Source organism: Micromonospora sp. NBRC 110038 (assembly GCF_020884815.1).
Taxonomy (GTDB): Bacteria; Actinomycetota; Actinomycetes; order Mycobacteriales; family Micromonosporaceae; genus Micromonospora; species Micromonospora haikouensis.
In genome coordinates this window covers 47939-66405 of the sequence record NZ_BBOL01000012.1, presented here as the reverse complement: position 1 = coordinate 66405, position 18467 = coordinate 47939, and the positions used below count along the sequence as shown (strand labels likewise).

The following is an 18467-nucleotide window of genomic DNA, read 5'->3' as shown; positions in this document are numbered from 1 at the left end:
GCCGGCGTCACCGATAGCGTCGGGCGATGACCCCGCCCCCGGTGCCGGCCGCCGCCCGGATCGACCTGCACGCCCACTCGACGGCCAGCGACGGCACCCTCACGCCGGCCGAGCTGGTCCGGGCGGCCGGCGAGGCCGGCCTGGACGTCGTGGCGATCACCGACCACGACACCACCACCGGGTGGGCGCCCGCGGTGGCCGCGTTGCCGCCCGGCCTCACCCTGGTCCGGGGCGCGGAGATCTCCTGCCGCTGGCACGGGGCGGACCCGCCGGTGGCGCTGCACCTGCTCGCGTACCTCTTCGACCCGGCGGAGCCGGAGCTGGGCGCGGAGCTGGCCCGGGTGCGGGCCGCCCGTGAGGTGCGCGGGGAACGCATCGTGGCGCTGCTGCGCGCCGACGGCGTCGAGCTGAGCTGGCCGGAGATCCTGGCCGGGGCGGGCGGCGGGACGGTGGGTCGCCCACACATCGCCCAGGCTCTCATCCGCGCCGGGCTGGTGGCCACCACCACCGAGGCGTTCGGGCCGGAGTGGCTGGGTGAGCGGTACCGGCTGCCCAAGGACGACATCGACGTGTTCCGGGCGGTCCGGCTGGTGCGGGCCGCGGGCGGCGTGCCCGTGTTCGCCCACCCGAGGGCGAGCCGGCGCGGCCGGATCGTGCCCGACGAGCTGATCGTCGAGCTGGCGGCTGCCGGGCTCGCCGGCCTGGAGGCCGACCACGAGGACCATTCCCCCGCCGAGCGGGCGCACGTGCGGACGCTCGCCGCCGAGCTGGGCCTGTTCGTCACCGGCTCGTCGGACTTCCACGGCACGCACAAGACCGTCCGGCTCGGCGCGTTCACCACCTCGCCCGAGGCGTACGGGCGGATCGTGGCCGAGGCCACCGGCGTGACCCCCGTCGCTTCGGCCTGATCCGCCTCCACCTGCGCGGCTACCCTCTCCGGGTGGATCTGAAGCTCTTCGGTGAGGTCTTCGTGACCCTGCTGGTCATCGTCGACCCGCCGGGCATGATGCCGATCTTCCTTGCGCTCACCGGCCCCCTGGCCGCCCGGGACCGCAACCGGGCCGCCTGGCAGGCGGTGGCCCTGGCGCTCGGGGTGATCGTGGTCTTCGCCGTGGCCGGGCAGACCCTCCTCGCGTACCTGCACGTCGACCTGCCGGCGCTCCAGGCGGCCGGCGGGCTGCTGCTGATCCTCGTCGCGCTGGAACTGCTGACCGGCAAGGCCGACGACCCCACCCAGCAGGCCACCTCGAACATCGCCCTGGTGCCGCTGGGCACCCCGCTGCTGGCCGGACCGGGCGCGATCGTGGCGACCATGCTCTTCGTCCAGCAGGCCGACCGGGCGCTCGACTACGGCGCCATCGCCGCGGCCATCGTGGCGGTGATGCTCACCGTCTGGGTGGTGCTGCGCTTCTCCGGCGGGATCGTCAAGATCCTGCGCCCGGGCGGGATCGAGGTGCTCACCCGCATCGCCGGCCTGCTGCTCGCCGCGATCGCGGTGCAGCTCATCGCCGACGCCATCGCGGCCTTCGTCACCCAGTACACGAGCGCGACCTGACCCCGGGACGCGGGCGTGGCGTCAGCCGGGGCGGCGGGCGGGCCCGATCCGTGCCCTAGCCCGGCCGGAGCCGGTGCCGGGCGTGGCTGATCCGGCGGTGCGACCCGCCGGCCGGGTCGGAGCGGCTGTCGTAGCCGGGTGGCAGGATCGCGGGGTGCGACCAGCCTCCTCATCCGGCCGCCCCGCCGGTCGACCCGCCGCCGGGGCGGGCCGGACCCCGCGCCCCCGCGCGGGCCAGCCCGCCCAGTCCCGCCCGGCCGCCCAGCCCGAGCAGCTCGGCTTCGACGGCATGCCGGAGCGGCTGTTCGTCTGCACCCCCAGCAAGCTCGGCGCGTACGCGGACTGCCCCCGCCGCTACCGCTACTCGTACGTGGACCGGCCCGCGCCGCCGAAGGGCCCGCCGTGGGCCCACAACTCGCTGGGCGCGAGCGTGCACAACGCCCTGAAGAACTGGTATGCCCTGCCCGCCGACCGCCGCCGCCCGGAGGCGCTGGCCGGGCTGCTGCGGGGCACCTGGGTACGCGACGGGTTCCGCGACGACGAGCAGGAGCGCGACGCGTACCGGCGGGCGTTGGCCTGGCTGGAGTCCTACGTCGAGACGCTGGACCCGCAGGCCGACCCGGTCGGCGTCGAGCGGGTGGTGGCGGTCAGGACGGCGGTGCTGGCGTTCAACGGGCGCGCCGACCGGATCGACCTCCGCCCCGGCGCGAGCGGGCCTGAGCTGGTCATCGTCGACTACAAGACCGGCCGCACAGGGCTGGACGCCGACGACGCGCGCGGCTCGCAGGCGTTGGCCCTCTACGCGTACGCCGCCGAGCGGGTGTTCCGTCGGCCGTGCCGCCGGGTCGAGCTGCACCACCTGCCCACCGGCACGATCGCCGCCCACGAGCACACCGTCGAGTCGCTGGCCCGGCAGGTCACCCGCGCCGAGGAGACGGCGCGGGACATCATGGCCGCCGAGCGGGCCGTCGCCGACGGGTCCGACCCGGACGACGCCTTCCCGGCCGAGCCGGGGCCGCGCTGCGGCTGGTGCGACTACCGCCGCACCTGCCCCGCTGGCGCGCAGACGCCGGGGAAGGATCCCTGGGCGGCCATGGACCGCCGGGACTGACCCCGCCGGCCTGCCGACCCCGGGCCGGCCCCCGGGCGGCCTCGGGCGCGCGGGGCGGGTGTGGGGTCGGCGGGGCGGGCGTGTCATGTCGGGCTGATGGCGGTATCCGAGCGGCGGGATGCCGCCATGCCGGCGACATGACGCCGAGCCCTCGGCCCCGGGCGGGCCGGCCTCGGACGGGCCCCGCCCGGTCAGCGCGGGGTCAGGCGGGCGGCCCGTTCCTTCGCCGCCTGCTGCAACGGCCCCTCCCGCCAGCGCTGCGGCAGGGCCGTCAGCGCCAGCCGCAGGGCGCGGACGGTCAGGTCGGCCGACAGCTCGGTGGTCGGCAGCCCCAGGCCGCCGTACAGCCGGCGGGCCCAGGGCGGCAGCAGCGCGAACGCGGTGCCGGCGACGCCGAAGTACGCCAGCCGGGCCGGCCCGAGGTTCATCCCGACCCGGGCCGGGAGGTTGAGCTTCCACGGCAGGGGCGGGGCGGTGAGGAAGACGGCCGTCTCCGCCGCCTCCCGGGTCATCCGCAGCGCCGGCCGGACCTGCCGGTAGTAGTCCGCGACCTCGGCTGCCGTGCCGGGCACGTCCGCCGGGTCCAGCCCGACCAGGGCCGCCGCCCGGCGCTGCTCGGTGTAGTAGCCGTCGACCTCCGCGTCGGTCAGCGGCAGCCCGGCCCGGCGGGCGGTGCTCAGGAACGACTCGACCTCGGTGACGTGCACCCAGCGCAGCAGCTCCGGCTCGTCGATCCGGAACTCCTCCCCGGTGTCCGGGTCGGTGGCCCGCATCCGGCCGTGCAGCCGCCGCAGCCGGGCCCCGGCGGCCTCGGCCTCGGCCGTGGTGCCGTAGATGGTGGTGGCGACGTAGGTGGCCGTCCGGACCAGCCGGCCCCACGCGTCGGTGCGGTAGTTGCTGTTCTGGGCCACCCCGGCCATGGCCCGGGGGTGCAGCGCCTGGAGGTAGAGCGAGCGCAGGCCGGCGACGATCAGGATCGGCTCCTCGTGCACCTTCCACGTGACCGATCCCGGACCGAACAGGCCGAGGTCATCGGAGTCCACCCGACCAAGGGTGCCACGCCCGGCCGTGTGCCCGGTCGGGGCGGGACGGCGGTGTCAGTCGTCGGCGCTGCGGCGGGCCTGGCAGGTGGGGCAGAGCCCCCAGAAGGTGACCTCCGCCTCGTCCACCTCGAAGCCGTGGGCGGTGTTCGGGTCGAGGCAGGGCTTCTCGCCGACCGCGCAGTCGATGTCGGCGATCTCGCCGCAGCCCCGGCAGACCACGTGGTGGTGATTGTCGCCGGCCCGCGCCTCGTACCGGGCGGGACTGCCGGCCGGCTCGATCCGGCGGGACAGCCCGGCGCGGGACAGCGCGCCGAGGACGTCGTACACGGCCTGGGTGGAGACGGAGTCGAGGCGTTCCCGCACCCGCCGGGTGATCTCGTCGACCTCCAGGTGACCGCCGGCGGAGAGGACGTCCAGCACGGCGAGGCGCGGCCGGGTGACCCGCAGGCCCCTCGACCGCAGCAGTTCCTCGCCACCGGACATGAAGTCAATGACAGCACGGGGTGCACCGGGCGACAAGCGAGCTCCTGACCTGGGTGGTCCGGGCCACAGCCGCCGGGGCGGCGTACGCTGACGCCGCGGGGATCGCGTCCACGGCCGGAGGTGTCGGTGTTCAGGGAGATCAACGGGCTGCCAAGCCACATCCTGGTGATCCACGCGGCGGTGGTGTTCGTGCCGCTGCTCGCGCTGCTGGCCAGCGCGTACGGGCTGGTGCCGAGGTGGCGTCCCCGGCTGGGCTGGGCGGTGGCCGGCCTCGCGGTGCTGACCCCGATCGTCACCTGGGTGTCGACCGAGACGGGCGAGGCCCTGGAGGAGGCGTTCGAGGAGAAGGGCTTCGACCAGGCCCTGCTCGCGCAGATCCACGAGCATTCGGAGTACGCCGAGACGCTGCTCTGGTTCACCGTGGGGCTCGCCGTGGCCGCCATCGCCCTGCTGCTGGTGACCCGCAACGACGACCGGGTCTCCCGGCTGCCGTCCTGGGCGCCCCTGCTGCTGACGGTGGTGGTGGTCGTGCTGGGCGTGGCCTCGCTGGTCTACGTCTTCCTCACCGGGGACTCCGGCGCCGAGGCGGCCTGGGGCCGGGTGCTCTGAGCCGACGCGGCCCGGGTCGGACGGCGCGGGTCAGCCGGCCCGGACCACGCGAACGGTCAGCGGACGCCCGGGAGCCGCAGTCAGCGGAACGCCCTGGAGCACAGCAGGCAGAGCAGGACCAGCAGCACCACGCCGGCGACCGCGCCGACGCCCCAGGTGACGTGTTGAGCCCGCTGCTCGACCGCGTCCAGTCCGGCCATGTCCTGCGGCGGCAGCTCGCGGGGCGGCGCGGCCTGCACGTGCAGCGGGGGACGCCACCCGGGCGGCGGCGGCGTGGTGGGTGGGGGCCCGCCGTAGCCGGTGGGCGGGTCGACGCCGGACGGGCCGGGCCCCGGTGGGCGCGGCGGGTCGTCGGTCGTACCGCCGTCGGCCGGGTCGGGCGGTCGACGCCAGTAGTCGTCCTCGGGGCGGTCACCGCTGGGCGTGGTCACGCCGACCGACGCTACCAACCGTCCGGGCGGGTGGCCGGTCGGACGCGGGCCGGAACCCGGGTAGTCTTGCCGTTCGTGAGCATCGACCCGGGGGCGCAGGCGCGCGGCGACGACGATCGCGCCGTCGACCTGAGCGAGGACTTCGTGGTGCTGCCCGAGCAGACGGCCGACGACACGGACCGGGGCTGGGGAGAGACGTCCGGCGGCAACGACGACTGGCTCCTCGCCGAGCGCCCCCCGCACTGGAGCTGAGCGCCGCCGAGGCCCCGCATGGCCCTCCCACCCGTACGCCAGCCGCGACTCCCTCGGAGGTGACGGCGGCTCACCCTCGCACCGGAGCCCTCGCCGGGCTCGCGGGCCGGCCGTGCCCGACGGGGTCGGCCAGCAGGAGCGTCATCCCCGCACCACGATCGCGAAACGGCTGCCCTCCGGGAGCCCGACGGCGCGGTGCGCCTGCTCGGGCCGCAGCGCCAGGTAGAGCGCCGAGGAGCCGTCGGTCGCGCCGGCACCGACCACGTCGAGCACCAGCGCCCGGGGTGCCAGCAGGTCGGCGTCGCCGGCCTGCCGACCGGCCGGTACGGCGAGCAGGTCGACCCGGGCCCCGGGGCGGACGACCGCGAGCGCGGCCGGCTCGGCCAGCCGGATCGGCACCCCGACCGCCCCGTCGGGCAGCGGCAGGGCAGCCGGCGGCACGGCGGGGTCGGAAGCCGCCTCGGCGGGCGGTGGCGCGGCGGGGCCGGGGGAGCGGTCGCCGGCCGGCGGCGGGCAGCCGGACGGGGTCTGCAGGACCGCCGCGGCGAGCCCGAGAAGTGCGGCGACCAGCGCGGCGCGCAGCAGCGTCGCCCGCCCCGGCAGCCGGGGCCGGCGCAGCGGTCGCAGTGATCCCGTGTCCGCCCCGGCGTTCCCCATCCGGCCCTCCCGCCCACCCCCGGCACCAGTGCGGTGCCGGGAGCAGCAGGCTAGGCCGCGCGGGGGCCGTCCCGCCCGGCCAGGGGCGGAACCTGTGGACAACCGGGCCGCCTGTGGACAACGCCCACCGGGGCCGATGATCTGCTATGGCACGGGCACGGCGTGAATCTTGGAAGATTCCGGCCCCCGGAGGGGCCCGTTTCTTCCAAGATCTCCTATGCCCGGAGCCGCTGCCGTCAGGAGGCGCTGGAGGCGGGGGCCTTGGCCGTGCCGCTCGACGAGGACGAGCCCGACGACCCCGACGAACCGGAGACCCCCGAGGAGCCCGACGAACCCGAGGAGCCCGACGACCCGGACGAGCCCGACGACGCCGAGGAGCCGGCGGACGAGCCGCCCGACGTGCCCGACGAGCCGGAGTCGCCGCCGGAGGACGACTCCGAGGCGGCCGGCTTGCCCGAGCCGTTCTTGGCCGCGTCCGAGCCGGAGCGGGAGTCGGTGCGGTAGAAGCCCGAGCCCTTGAAGACGATGCCGACGGAGTTGAACACCTTGCGCAGCCGCCCCGCACACGCCGGGCACTCGGTCAGCGGCTCGTCAGAGAAGGACTGCACCGCCTCGAGCTGCTGGCCGCACTCGGTGCAGGCGTACTGGTACGTGGGCACGGTCTCCTCCGGATCTGGCACAGCCGGTTGGCACTCGACTCATTCGAGTGCCAATGGTGCGTCATCGGACCCGGGTTCGTCCAGCGGAAGTGCCCGGACCGACACGGAGTCGCCCGTCAGCGTACGCAGCCCGCCGGAGGGGCTCACCACCGCGCGGACGGGCCGGTCGTGCGGCTCGGCGGGCAGCCGCGCGACCAGCTCGCCGTCGTGCAGCAGGGCCACCGTCAGGGCGTCCGTGCCGACGCGGGCCAGCGCCTGGTCGTAGCTGCCGCCGCCGCGCCCCAGCCGCCGCCCGCGCCGGTCCACCGCCAGGGCGGGCACCACCACCAGCCGCGCGTCGGCGACCGCCGCCCGGCCGAGCCGGGGACCCGTCGGCTCCCGCAGGCCCCGTCCGGCCGCGACGAGGCAGCCCGGCCCGGTGTACGCCGCCCAGTCCAGGTCGAGGTCGTCCCGGAGCACCGGCAGCAGCAGCTCGCCACCCGGCGGCAGCGCCGCGCGCAGCGCCTCCGGCAGCTCCGGCCCGCCCGGCTCCGAGCCGACGGGGACGTACGCGGTGACCCGGGCCGGGCGCAGCCGGCGTACCAGATCGGTCAGCGCGGCCCGGACGCGCGCCGCGGCCTCCGCCCGCGCCGGGGCGGGCAGCGCGCGGCGGCGGGCGAGCAGCTCCACCCGCGCCTGCCGCTTCGCCTCGTGGGTCACTTCCGCTTCATCAGAAAAATCCGGCACGCAACACTCCTGACGCAACGTTTGTCTCGCGGTCGCACTGTGTCAGCATCGCTACATCGGGCGCGGAACTTCCGGGGGGAGCGTTGACGCTACGCGGGCGGTTGACGGCGGCCTTCCTCACGGTGGTGCTCGGCCCGGTCCTGCTCGGGGCGTTCTTCGTCGGCCTGACCATGACGACCGTCGACCGCAACCGGGCGGCCGAGCGGCTCGGCCTGGCCGCCGCGACCGTGCGTACCTCGGTCGACGCCCTCTGCCAGCAGCTGCGCGCGGCGGCCGACGCGGTCGCCCTGGCCCCCGACGCGGCCGGGCGGGCGGGCACGGCCGGGCAGGTGGTCGGCCGGGGCCTCGCCGCCGCCGTGCTCGTCACCGACGTGGCCGGCGTCCCGACCTACGCCACCCCCGGTGCCCCGGCCGCGCCCTGGCGGGACTGCGGCGCCGCCGACCCGGCCGCCGGGCCGGTCGCGGCGCTCGCCGCCCGGGTGGCGCTGCGCGACCGGGCCGGCGGCGACCTGGGCGCGGTCGTCACCGCCCAGCCGGTCGACCCGGGCCTCGTCGCGCGGCTCGCGGCGGTCACCGGCGTCGCGGTCACCCTCCTCGACGGCGCGCCAGGCTCCGTCGGGGTCGCGCAGACCACCGAGGCCCCGGCCGTACGCGACGGGGTGCTCGCCGCCGCACGCCGGGCCGCCGGCGACCAGGTCACCGGCACGGGCGACGGCCGGTACGTCCGCCGCGTCCTCCCCGCGCCGGGCCAGCCGCTGCCGCTGGTGCTCTCCGTCCCCAGCGAGCAGCCCCCCGACCTGTACGCGGCGCTGGTCGGCGCGGTGCTGCTGGCCGGGCTGCTGGCGGTGGCCGCCGCCTGGCGGCTGGCCCGGGTCACCACCCGCCCGCTCGTGGAGCTGGCCGGCGCGGCGGACCGGGTGGCCCACGGCGACCTCGCCACCCGGGTGCCGGTGCGCAGCCGCGACGAGCTGGGCCGGCTGGCCGGCGCGTTCAACCGGATGACCCGGGAGACCGGCATCTACGTGCAGGCGCTCACCAGCAGCCGGGACCAGCTGCGCGGCCACCTCGCCGTGCTCGGCGACACCCTGGCCAGCACCCACGACCTGCAACGGATCCTGCGGGTCATCCTGCACAGCGCGATCGCGGCCACCGGGGCGCGGGCCGGTGCGGTGCTGCTGGTCGACGGCGGCGTCCTGGTCGGCCGGTGCGCCGAGGGGCTCGACGGGCGCTGGTCGCCCGACGCCGGTGCGGAGGCGGAGGCCGCCGGCGCGGCTGGCCTCCGGGTGCCCGTCGGCGCGGGGATCGTCGGCGCGGTGGCGGCGACCGGCCAGCCGCGCCGGGGACGGGCCGACCCGGTGGCGGAGGCCGCCGGGGAGCCGCGCTGCGAGACGTACGTCGCGGTGCCCTTCGCCGCCCCCGGCGGCCCGGCCGACCCGGGCATCCGGTCCGGCGTGGACCCGGGCACGCCCGGCGGCCCGGCGGCGGCGCTCGGCGTGCTGGTCCTCTACGACCGGCTCGGCGGGGACGAGTTCGACGACGCGGACCTGGAGACCCTGCGGACCTTCGCCGGGCACGCGGCGGTGGCGGTCGACAACGTGCGGGTGCACGAGGAGGCCCAGCGGTTGTCGCTGACCGACCCGCTCACCGGGTTGTGGAACTACCGCTACCTGCGCGAGTCGATCCGCCGCGAGGTGGAGCGGGCCAGCCGGTTCGGCCGGATGCTGAGCGTCCTCGCCCTGGACCTGGACCGGTTCAAGGAGGTCAACGACACCTGGGGGCACGCCGCCGGGGACGCCGTGCTCGTCGAGTTCGCCCGCCGGGTGCGGGGCGAGATCCGCGAGGTGGACCTGGCCTTCCGCCAGGGCGGGGAGGAGTTCGTGGTGCTGCTGCCGGAGACCGACGCGCGGGGCGCGGCGATCGTCGCCGAACGGCTCGGCGCGGCGACCCGGGACACCCCCGTCCCGGTGGACTCGGGCGGCGGGGCGCGGATCCGGGTGACCGTCTCCGTCGGCATCGCCGTCTACCCGGACCACGCCTCCACCGGCGAGCAGGTTCTCGACGCGGCCGACGACGCCCTGTACGCGGCGAAGGCGGCGGGCCGGGACACCTGGCGGCTGGCCGAGGCGCGGCCCTGGCCGCCGGTGGAGGAGCTGGCCGTGCCGGCCGGTTCGGTCAGCCCGGCCGACGGCCTGCCCCGGGCCGGCGGCGCGTCTTCCGGTCCTCACCCGTCGCAACACGGCCTTGGCCGATAGTCTCGCGACATGTCGGAGCACTCAGCGAACCCCTCAGCGGCCACCGCAACCGGTCGTTCCCGCGCGGTCAAGGCCGTCATCCCGGCCGCCGGCCTGGCCACCCGGTTCCTGCCGGCCACCAAGGCGGTGCCCAAGGAGCTGCTGCCGGTCGTCGACCGGCCGGTCCTGCAGTACATCGTCGAGGAGGCCACCCAGGCGGGCATCGGCGACGTGCTGCTGATCACCGGGCGCGGCAAGACATCGATGGTGGACCACTTCGACCGCCGGCCCGACCTGGAGGCCCGGCTGGAGTCCAAGGGCGACGCCGAGCGGCTGGCCGCGGTGCGCCGCCCCAGCGAGCTGGCCGAGATCTACACCTGCCGGCAGCCGGAGCAGCTCGGCCTCGGTCACGCCGTCGGCTACGCCGAGTCGCACGTCGGCGACCAGCCCTTCGCGGTGCTGCTCGGCGACGAGTTCGTCAAGCCGTCCGAGCCGCTGCTGCCGGCGATGCTGGAGCTGCAGGCCCGCACCGGCGGCATCGTGCTGGCCTTCTTCGAGGTCGACCCGGCCGAGACCAAGCGGTACGGCATCGCCTCCGTCGAGCCCGCCGAGCCGGAGCTGACCGACATCGGCGAGGTCGTGAAGGTCACCGGCATGGTCGAGAAGCCCAAGCCGGAGGACGCCCCCAGCAACCTCGCCGTCCTCGGCCGGTACGTGCTGCCGGGGCGGATCTTCGACGCGATCCGGCGCACCGAGCCGGGCAGCGGCGGCGAGATCCAGCTCACCGACGCGATGGAGCTGCTGCGCACCGAGGGCGTCCCGGTGCACGCGATCGTCTACCGGGGCACCCGCTACGACACGGGGATGCCGCTGGGCTACCTCCAGACGGTGGTGCAGCTCGCCTGCGAGCGCGAGGACCTCGGCGCGGAGTTCCGCAAGTGGCTCGCCGAGTTCGTCAACAACGGCGACGAGACCGTCACCGAGGCGATCCTCAACGGCATGCGCGAGGCGTCGGGCGGTCCTAATACATGACCGCGACGGCCGACGCCGAGGCGGCCGCGAACGAGTTGACGCCGCTCGCCGACTACCTGGGCAGCGTGCTGCGCAGGTTACGCGCGCTGCCTCCGCTCGACCTCGACCTCACCCAGGCGTACGGCAACGTCCTCGCCGAGGACGTCGTCGCGCCGCACTCCTACCCGGCCTTCGACCAGGCGGCCGTCGACGGGTACGCGGCGCGCTGGGACGACCTCTCCGGCGCGGGCCGGGCGGCGGGCGGATACGCCGGCCGCTCCGGCCCGTCCGGGTCCCGCACCGTACGGCTCAACGTGGTCGGCGACCTCGGCGCGGCGAGCTGGCGGCCGGTGCGGCTCACCCCGGGGGCCTGCTTCTCGGTGGCCGCCGGCGCCCCGCTGCCGATCGCCGCCGACGTGGTGGTGCCGGTGGAGTGGACCGACCAGGGCATGGCCGCCGTGGAGATCTTCCGCACCCCCAAGCGGGGGTACGGGGTGCGCCGCGCCGGTGAGGAACTGCCGGCCGGCACGCTGCTCGCCCGCGCCGGCACGTACGTCTCCCCGGCCCTGGTAGCCGTCTTCGCCGCCACCGGCATCGGGCACGTGGTGGTGCGGCCCAGCCCCCGGGTGGTCATCGTGGCCACCGGCGACGAGCTGGTCGACGTGGGCCGGGGCAGCCAGCCCGGCCAGGTGGTGGACGCGAACTCGCACGCCCTGACCGCCGCCGCCGCCGAGGTGGGCGCGCTGGCGTACCGGGTGGGGATCTGCGACGACGACCCGGAGGGGCTGCGCGGGCTGCTGGAGGACCAGACCCTGCGGGCCGACCTGATCATCACCACCGGCGGCACGGGCACCGGGCCGGGCGACATGGTGCGCCGCATCCTGTCCCGCCGGGAGGGCGGCCGGGCCGGGCCGGTCACCTTCACCGAGGTGGCCCTCTATCCCGGCACCGCTCTCGGGTTCGGTACGGTCGGCGCCGAGGAGGTGCCGGTGGTCTGTCTTCCTGGTGAACCCGGCGCGGCGCTGATCGGCTTCGAGGTGCTGGCCCGGCCCGCCATCAACCTGTTGGCCGGGGCCGAGCCCGTGTTCCGGCCGAGCGTGCGCGCGCACCTGCTGGAGACCATCACCTCGCCCGGCGGGCTGCGCGAGTTCCGCCCCGCGCACGTCGCCGAGCGGCGCGGCGGCGGCTACACCGTCCAGCCGCTGCCGGGCGGGAAGTTCACCCTGTCCGGCCTGGCCGAGGCCAACGGGCTGATGGTGCTCGGCGAGCGGGTCACCACGGCCGCCGCCGGCTCCACCGTGGACGTCCTCCTGCTGGACCGGCGCCGGTGAGCGCGAGGAGTGAGCTTGCGAGCCCCGCAGTCGCGAGCGGAAGGCTGGCCCGGTGAGTGGACTGTGGTCGGGGCGGTCGCCGGGGTGGCCGGTGGTGCTCGCGGACGGTCCGGTGCTGCTGCGACCCTACCGACGTTCGGACGCGGCGGCCTGGTCGGAGGTGCGCCGCACCAACCGGGCCTGGCTGGCCCCGTGGGAGTCTGCGCTGCCCGGCAACTGGGACGACCTGAACTCCCCGGCGGCGTTCCGCTGGGTCCACAAGGACCAGCGCCGCTCGGCGCGTACCGGCGAGGGGATGCCGTTCGCCGTCTGCCTGCGTGAGCACGGCGGGGAGCGGCTGGTCGGGCACCTCAACGTCGGCAGCATCGTCCGGCGGGCGTTCTGCTCGGCGTACGTCGGATACTGGGTGGACTCCCGGGTGGCCGGGCGGGGCGTCATCCCCACCGCGCTGGCGCTCGCCGTGGACCACGCGTTCGGCCCAGGCGGGCTGCACCGGATCGAGGTCAACATCCGGCCGGAGAACAAGCCGTCCCGCCGGGTGGTGGAGAAGCTCGGCTTCCGCGAGGAGTCGTACCACGTGCGTTACATGCATATCGACGGTGCGTGGCGCGACCACATCGGATACGCCATGACCAGCGAGGAAGTCGCGGCCGAGGGCGGCCTGCTGGCCCGCTGGCACCGGCTGCGCGCCACCGCGGGGTGAACCGTCCCACCCCCGCCTGATCGGCGCGGCGCACAATCAACGCGGTCGGCGGCCCGTAACCTCAAGTAACTGCAAGCTGCGGCAAGCGCTGCACGACCGCATGTTCGACCGCCCGGAACGGGGTCCGTCGAAGATCCTGCGGCCGTACGGCGGTTGCCCCGAACTTGGTGACGGGAGGGGTGAGGGTGCCGACCTCGGTGCTCCTCGCCGTCCTCGCCGCCGCCGGTCTGCTCGCCCTCGCGCCGGCGCTCGTTCGCCGGTACGACGCCACCGAGCGGCTGGTGGCGGAGCGGGCGCAGTCGACGGCGCGGGTGCTCCAGCGCCGCCGGCGGCGACGCACTGTCCCCGGGCGTCGGCCGGTCAACCCCTCCCGCTCCCTCGTTGTCACCCTCAGTGAGGATGCGAACACGGGCGGTCTCTCCGCCCCCGTCTCCGCTCCGCCCGCCCCGACGCGGCGGCGGGGCCGGCTGCGCGCCGTGCCCCCGGCCGCGAAGTCCCGTCGACGGGCCGCGCCCCGCCGCCGGCCGCACACCCCGGCGATCTACCGCAGGCGGCGGGTGCTCGCCGCCCTGCTGCTGCTCAACGTCGTCGAGCTGATCGGGGTCGCCGTCGTCGGCCCCGGCTTCTGGATCGGCTCCTCCGTCACGGCCACCCTCCTGGTGACGTACGTGGTGCACCTGCGCAAGCGGGCCCTCGCCGAGCGCCGCCGCCGACGCGCCCACGCCCGGGAAGCCGCCTGGCTGGCCGCCCGGCAGGCCGAGGTGCGCCGGGAGCAGGCCCGCCGGGCAGCGGCCCGCCGGGAGGCCCAGCGCCGCCTGGCGGCCCAGCGCGAGGCGGTACGCCGCACGGCGATGGGCCTGGACCGTCCCGCCGACCTGCCGCCGGCAGCCAGCGGCGGCGGCTCGGTGTCGTACCGGCGGGCGGGCGGGCTGCGGGGCCGCCCGTACCAGTCGGGCCGCACCTCCCACTCGGCCTGACCGCCTTGATCGGCTCCATGTCGGCGCGGCCTTGATCGATTCGCGCTTGATCGGCTTCATGTCGGCGACATGGCGGTATCCCGGCCCCTCGGACCTCGCCATGTCGCCGACATGGCGAGCGTCGACCGGGCCCGTGAGCAGGCATCGGCCGGGTCGGCGGGGTGGATTCGCATGGCGGGCGGGTGTGCTGTTAGTCTTGTCGCCGGCCCGCCTGGTGCAAGCCAGGTGGGACCAAAGCCGGTTCGCCGGCGGAGGGGCTGTGGCGCAGACCGGTAGCGCACCTCGTTCGCATCGAGGGGGTCAGGGGTTCAAATCCCCTCAGCTCCACCCAGTTGAAAGGCCGTCTCCGTAGTTCGGAGACGGCCTTTTTCGATCTTGTGCATCACGGCCGCCTCCGGCGGCGCCCAGGGTGCGTATTGCGGTCGAGCAACCTTCCCCGGCGGCGGTCGGGGTTTGACCGGTTTCGATCTGTGGGCTGGACGCCGCAGCTCCGGACCGGAAGCATGAACGCCGTCCGTGAGCAAAAGGGCATCGCTGCGTGAGGAGAGGCTCCGGTATGCGCGTTTCTGTCAGGATCTTCGGTGTCGGGGTGGCTTCGGCCGCGCTGCTGGTCGCCAGCCCGATGCCCGCCATGGCCGAGGACGGCCCCGTCTACACGCGGGTGTGGACGTACCCGTCCGGCGGCAGCGGCGAGGGCGGCGAGACGCGGGCGGACCTGAACTTCACCTCGGCACGTTCGGTGACGTACAACAACTGGACCATCAACGACATCTGCCCCGGTGACAACTACCGCGTCATCGCGCGGGCGCGCGCCCAGCTCCGGGACGGCTCGTGGGCCAACGGCACCTGGCACGAGGACGACGGCACGTGCGACAGCGACGCCTGGGGCCCGTACGACGGCAAGGAGCTGAACACCTCCCGCGACATCATGAAGGCCGGGCTGCAGGTCTGCGTCGACCTCGGCCCTTCGCTGAAGTGCGAGGCGGAGTACCGGGACAACGGCCACACCTCGTAGGTGGCGGACCGGATCGGCCCGCTGGCCGTAGCCGAGGCCCCCGGCTTCCCGACGACCCTCCCGTGAAGCCGGGTGGTCGACGGGAACCGGGGCCCGGGTGCCGGCGCTCGCTCAGCGGGTCAGCAACGCGCGGATCTCCCGGGCGACCAGGCCGGGAGCCTCCTCGGCCATGAAGTGGCCGCACGTGACCGGGACGTGGTGGAGGTCCGGGGCCCACGCCTTCCACAGCCCGGCGGCGTCGAAGCCGAGCATGGAACCCCAGTCCTGCTGCAGCACGGTGACCGGCATGGTCAGGGTGCGACCGGCGTCGCGGTCGGCCTGGTCGTGTTCGATGTCGATGCCGGCCGAGGCCCGGTAGTCGGCGACGATCGAACCGATGGCGGCGCGGGCGGCGTCGAGGTAGGCGCGGCGGACGTCGGCGGGGATGGCCTGCGGGTCGTTGGTCCACAGATCGAGGAAGTGGCCGAAGAAGTCGTCGGAGGCCCCGGCGATCATCTTCTCGGGTAGGCCGGGCGGCTGGGCCATCAGGTAGAGGTGGAAGCCGACCTGGGCGCTGACTCCGTGCATGACGTTCCACATGTCCAGCGTCGGCAGCACGTCCAGCGACGCCAGGTGCGTGACGTGCTCCGGGTGGTCGAGCCCGGTGCGGATCGCGACCAGCGCACCCCGGTCGTGCCCGGCCAGGGCGAACCGGTCGTGGCCCAGCGCCTTCGCGACGGCCACCACGTCGGCGCCCATGGTCCGCTTGGAGTAGGTGTCCGGCCCGTCCTCGGCCGGCTTGTCGCTGGCGCCGTACCCGCGCAGGTCGGGACAGATCACGGTGTGCTCCACGGCCAGCTCGGCGGCGACGTGCCGCCACATCAGGTGGGTCTGCGGGAAGCCGTGCAGCAGGACGATCGGGCTGCCCGAGCCGGCCACGGCGGTGTTGAGTTCCACGCCGTCGGCGACGGGGACGCGTACGTAGTCGAACTTCATGATTCGCACCTTTCGCTCGCGGGTCGACAACCACTGTCCGAGGTTCGGATGAGCAGGGGATGAGCGCCGGGATAGCGTGGCTCCGTGCGCCGTGGGCCTGTCACGTTCGGCGTTCTCGGCCCGGTGGTCGCCGAGGACGCACAGGGTCGCCCCGTCGCGTTGAAGGGCCCGATGCACCGCGCGGTGCTGGCCCGGCTGCTGGTGGCCCGCCGCCGGGTCGTACCCGTCAGTGATCTTGTCGATGATCTGTGGGTGTCGCCTCCGGATGGCGCGGTGTCCGCCGTGCGGACCTTCGTCGCGGCGCTGCGCAGGGCGGTCGAGCCGGACCGTCCGCCGCGGGCACCGGCCACACTGCTGGTCACCCAGGGCCTCGGGTACGCACTGCGCTGCGAGCCCGACCAGGTGGACGCCTGGCGGTTCGAGCGGGCCGTCACCGACGCCGGCACCATGGACGCGGCCACAGCGCTGGTCCGGCTGGACGAGGCGCTCGCCTGGTGGCGCGGTCCCGCGTACGCCGACTTCCCGGACGCCGCCTGGGCGCGGGCCGACCGCTCCCGACTCGCCGAACTGCGCCTGCAGGCCGTCGAGGGGCGGGCCCAGGCCCGGCTCGACCTGGGTCGGGCCGCCGAGGCCGTCCCCGACCTCGACGAGCATGTCATCGCGCATCCTTGGCGGGAGCAGGGGTGGCGGCTGTTGGCGCTGGCCCTGTATCGGTCGGGTCGGCAGGGCGATGCCCTGGCCGTCCTGCGTCGGGCCCGTGAGCTGCTCGCCGGCCACCTGGGCGTGGAGCCCGGACCGGCCCTGCGCGAGCTGGAGACCGACATCCTGCGGCAGGAGCCGCGCCTGGCCGGGCCCGCCCGACCCGATCCGGCCGGCGAGGTGTTGATGCGGGCCGTCGCCGCCTACGACCGGGTGCTCGCCGGTGGTGCCCGGGTGCGGCTGGAGTCGGCGGTCGGCCTGCTGCGCAACCTCGCGGTGACCGGAGCGGGTGGCCTGGTGGCGGCCCGGGAGCAGCGCGCGGCGACGATCGCCGCCGCCGAGCAGCTCGGCGACCCGGCGGTGACCGCGCGGGTGATCGGCGCGTACGACGTGCCGGCCATCTGGCCGCGCGCCGACGACCCCGGGCATTCCGCCGGCATCGTCGCCGCCGCTGAACGGGCCCTCGCGGTCCTCCCACCGGGCGGCCCCGACCCCGTCCGGGCCCGGCTGTTGGCCACCATCGCGATCGAGTCGCGCGGCACCCGTGACCTGCGGCCACGCGAGTACGCCCAGGAGGCCGAAGCAATCGCCCGCGAGTTGGACGACCCCGCGCTGCTCGCGTTCGCGTTGAACGGCGTGTTCATGCAGAGCTGCCACCACACCGGTGGCTCCGTGCATCGCGATCGGATCGGCGCCGAGCTGGTGCGCCTGGCGCACCGGCACGGCCTGGCCTCCGCGGAGGTACTCGGCCACCTGATTCGGCTGCAGTCCAGTTGCGCGACGGCCGCGTTCGACCGGGCCGACCGGCACGCGGAGGCCGCCGACGACCTGGCCGGTCGGCACGAGCGTCCCCTGGTCGGCGTGTTCACCCAGTGGTATCGGGCACTGCGTGCCGACGTCGCCGAGCGGGCGCCGGTCGCGCGGGCCGAGGCGCTGTACCGTGGTGCGGCGGCCCGGCTGGACGAGGCGGGCATGCCCGGCATGCGCGACGGCCTGCTGCCGCTGGCGCTGCTCGGCCTGCGCCTGCGCCGTGGCCTGCCGCTCGCCTCCGCGGACGACCAGTGGGGGCCCTACGAGCCGTGGGTGCGTCCCCTGCTCGAACCGGGTCGGACCGCGCTCGCCGACGTGCCGGACCCACCCGCGGACCTGCTCGCCGAGGCGCTGTGGTGCCTGTTCGGGCGGGCCGCGACCGCCGCAGCCGACCGGGCCGCCATGGTACGGGCCAGGCGGGCGCTCGCCCCGGCGGCGGTCGAGTGGGCCGGCGCGTCGAGCGGGGCACTGACGGTCGGCCCCGTCGCGGATCAGCTGGCGGCGCTGGACGCCGCGCTGCGACCCGGCTGACTCGTCAGAGGTAGGCGATCTCGCTGAAGGTGAGCGGGATGAAGCTGGTGGGACCGCCGTAGGTCCAGGTGATGTAGGCGTCCGCGCCGGTGCGGTATTCGCCGGACATCCGGGGGTATTCGGTGTCGGCGCTCGCGGTGGTGGTGCTGTAGCTCGTGTGGGTGTTGTACGTGACCTGGCTGCTGTAGCGGAACAGGGCGACCTCGACCTGGATCGCGTACACGGGCTGGGTGCACCGCACGGTCGCGATGCCCTCCTCGCCGCCGCCGTACGGGCCGCCGTAGTAGACGAAGGGCTTGGACGGGGTCAGCGTGCAGGTGATGTCCAACGCGCCCACCTTGGCCGTCGCGACGAGCGGACCGCGAGCGGTCGTGGCCTGCGCGGAATAGGTCGCGGTGCCGGCGGAAAGCGGGGAGCCCTGGTTCTTCGCCGCGCTGCCCGCGGCCTGGCTCGGCCCGGCCACCGCGAGCAGTGCGGCCGAGAGGGCGACGGTGGACAGTGCGGCGAAGGCCCGGAGGGTCCAGCCTGGACGTACTTTCGTCATTACGCGTCCTTCTGTGCGTCGTGATCGAGCGGGTCGGGGAGGTGCTGGAGCCAGTCGGGTTCGACGAATACGGTAGATCGGTCGCTCTTTTCCGCGGCGACTCTCCGCGGCGGC

General features: G+C 75.4%; 20 protein-coding genes and 1 tRNA gene. 13 read left to right on the top strand and 8 right to left on the bottom strand.

The genetic code is table 11. The annotated features are described in order from the left end of the window. Positions 1–26 precede the first annotated feature (26 nt). From LPU61_RS29810 to LPU61_RS29800, 3 genes are all read left to right on the top strand, one after another. On the top strand, positions 27–908 hold the full coding sequence (locus tag LPU61_RS29810) for a PHP domain-containing protein (protein ID WP_229406813.1): 882 nt from the start codon (positions 27–29) through the stop codon (positions 906–908). Positions 909–940: 32 nt separating this feature from the next. Next, positions 941–1555 carry a MarC family protein gene (locus LPU61_RS29805; protein WP_043961761.1) on the top strand — a complete coding sequence of 205 codons (615 nt, stop codon included), beginning with the start codon at positions 941–943 and terminating at the stop codon, positions 1553–1555. A 289-nt stretch (positions 1556–1844) separates the two neighbouring features. Beyond that, entirely contained in the window at positions 1845–2666 is an 822-nt protein-coding gene (locus LPU61_RS29800; RefSeq protein ID WP_229406838.1) for a PD-(D/E)XK nuclease family protein, read from the top strand. A 191-nt stretch (positions 2667–2857) separates the two neighbouring features. Here the strand turns inward: LPU61_RS29800 and LPU61_RS29795 are convergent, their stop codons facing one another. Together LPU61_RS29795 and LPU61_RS29790 are read right to left on the bottom strand one after the other, a co-directional pair. Further along, on the bottom strand, positions 2858–3709 hold the full coding sequence (locus LPU61_RS29795; protein WP_043961762.1) for an oxygenase MpaB family protein: 852 nt from the start codon (positions 3707–3709) through the stop codon (positions 2858–2860). 54 nt (positions 3710–3763) lie between these two features. Then, positions 3764–4192 carry a Fur family transcriptional regulator gene (locus LPU61_RS29790; RefSeq protein ID WP_043961763.1) on the bottom strand — a complete coding sequence of 143 codons (429 nt, stop codon included), beginning with the start codon at positions 4190–4192 and terminating at the stop codon, positions 3764–3766. A 126-nt stretch (positions 4193–4318) separates the two neighbouring features. On the opposite strand from LPU61_RS29790, the gene LPU61_RS29785 reads away from it, so the two are divergent. Next, positions 4319–4801 carry a DUF2231 domain-containing protein gene (locus LPU61_RS29785; RefSeq protein WP_043963920.1) on the top strand — a complete coding sequence of 161 codons (483 nt, stop codon included), beginning with the start codon at positions 4319–4321 and terminating at the stop codon, positions 4799–4801. A gap of 80 nt (positions 4802–4881) precedes the next feature. Here LPU61_RS29785 and LPU61_RS29780 read toward each other — a convergent pair whose 3' ends face one another. Further along, complete coding sequence (locus LPU61_RS29780) at positions 4882–5232, bottom strand: hypothetical protein (RefSeq protein ID WP_229406812.1); 351 nt, start codon at positions 5230–5232, stop codon at positions 4882–4884. 66 nt (positions 5233–5298) lie between these two features. Here LPU61_RS29780 and LPU61_RS29775 point away from each other — a divergent pair, with 66 nt between their 5' ends. Further along, positions 5299–5484, top strand: a complete 186-nt coding sequence (locus LPU61_RS29775; protein WP_043961765.1) for a hypothetical protein — start codon at positions 5299–5301, stop codon at positions 5482–5484. A gap of 141 nt (positions 5485–5625) precedes the next feature. Here LPU61_RS29775 and LPU61_RS29770 read toward each other — a convergent pair whose 3' ends face one another. The 3 genes from LPU61_RS29770 to LPU61_RS29760 form a co-directional block, all read right to left on the bottom strand. Beyond that, the gene (locus LPU61_RS29770; protein ID WP_043961766.1) at positions 5626–6141 is read right to left on the bottom strand and encodes a hypothetical protein; all 516 of its coding nucleotides are present in this window, start codon (positions 6139–6141) and stop codon (positions 5626–5628) included. 236 nt (positions 6142–6377) lie between these two features. Beyond that, the gene (locus LPU61_RS29765; RefSeq protein ID WP_229406811.1) at positions 6378–6800 is read right to left on the bottom strand and encodes an FmdB family zinc ribbon protein; all 423 of its coding nucleotides are present in this window, start codon (positions 6798–6800) and stop codon (positions 6378–6380) included. Positions 6801–6839: 39 nt separating this feature from the next. Further along, the gene (locus tag LPU61_RS29760; RefSeq protein ID WP_229406810.1) at positions 6840–7526 is read right to left on the bottom strand and encodes a 5-formyltetrahydrofolate cyclo-ligase; all 687 of its coding nucleotides are present in this window, start codon (positions 7524–7526) and stop codon (positions 6840–6842) included. A gap of 83 nt (positions 7527–7609) precedes the next feature. Between LPU61_RS29760 and LPU61_RS29755 the strand changes: the two genes are divergently transcribed. The 7 genes from LPU61_RS29755 (at position 7610) to LPU61_RS29725 (ending at position 14794) form a co-directional block, all read left to right on the top strand. Next, positions 7610–9778 carry a diguanylate cyclase gene (locus tag LPU61_RS29755; protein ID WP_229406809.1) on the top strand — a complete coding sequence of 723 codons (2169 nt, stop codon included), beginning with the start codon at positions 7610–7612 and terminating at the stop codon, positions 9776–9778. Positions 9779–9787: 9 nt separating this feature from the next. Beyond that, positions 9788–10789, top strand: a complete 1002-nt coding sequence (locus LPU61_RS29750) for a UTP--glucose-1-phosphate uridylyltransferase (RefSeq protein WP_229406808.1) — start codon at positions 9788–9790, stop codon at positions 10787–10789. Then, the gene (glp, locus tag LPU61_RS29745; RefSeq protein WP_043961769.1) at positions 10786–12099 is read left to right on the top strand and encodes a gephyrin-like molybdotransferase Glp; all 1314 of its coding nucleotides are present in this window, start codon (positions 10786–10788) and stop codon (positions 12097–12099) included. Before LPU61_RS29750 ends, glp begins: the two co-directional genes overlap by 4 nt. Before the next feature lie 61 nt (positions 12100–12160). Beyond that, positions 12161–12802 carry a GNAT family N-acetyltransferase gene (locus tag LPU61_RS29740; RefSeq protein WP_082106376.1) on the top strand — a complete coding sequence of 214 codons (642 nt, stop codon included), beginning with the start codon at positions 12161–12163 and terminating at the stop codon, positions 12800–12802. Positions 12803–12981: 179 nt separating this feature from the next. After that, positions 12982–13779 (top strand): hypothetical protein, encoded by a 798-nt coding sequence (locus LPU61_RS29735; protein WP_199485971.1) that lies wholly within the window; start codon positions 12982–12984, stop codon positions 13777–13779. A gap of 253 nt (positions 13780–14032) precedes the next feature. After that, a tRNA-Ala gene (locus LPU61_RS29730) sits at positions 14033–14106 on the top strand. Between the two features lie 229 nt (positions 14107–14335). Then, positions 14336–14794: a hypothetical protein gene (locus tag LPU61_RS29725; RefSeq protein ID WP_043961771.1), complete on the top strand. Its 459-nt coding sequence runs from the start codon at positions 14336–14338 to the stop codon at positions 14792–14794. A 111-nt stretch (positions 14795–14905) separates the two neighbouring features. On the opposite strand, the gene LPU61_RS29720 is transcribed toward LPU61_RS29725, so the two are convergent. Next, positions 14906–15769, bottom strand: a complete 864-nt coding sequence (locus LPU61_RS29720) for an alpha/beta hydrolase (RefSeq protein ID WP_043961772.1) — start codon at positions 15767–15769, stop codon at positions 14906–14908. Between the two features lie 84 nt (positions 15770–15853). On the opposite strand from LPU61_RS29720, the gene LPU61_RS29715 reads away from it, so the two are divergent. Beyond that, the gene (locus LPU61_RS29715) at positions 15854–17809 is read left to right on the top strand and encodes a BTAD domain-containing putative transcriptional regulator (protein WP_229406807.1); all 1956 of its coding nucleotides are present in this window, start codon (positions 15854–15856) and stop codon (positions 17807–17809) included. A 4-nt stretch (positions 17810–17813) separates the two neighbouring features. Here the strand turns inward: LPU61_RS29715 and LPU61_RS29710 are convergent, their stop codons facing one another. Further along, positions 17814–18353, bottom strand: a complete 540-nt coding sequence (locus LPU61_RS29710) for a hypothetical protein (protein ID WP_043961774.1) — start codon at positions 18351–18353, stop codon at positions 17814–17816. Positions 18354–18467 lie beyond the last annotated feature (114 nt).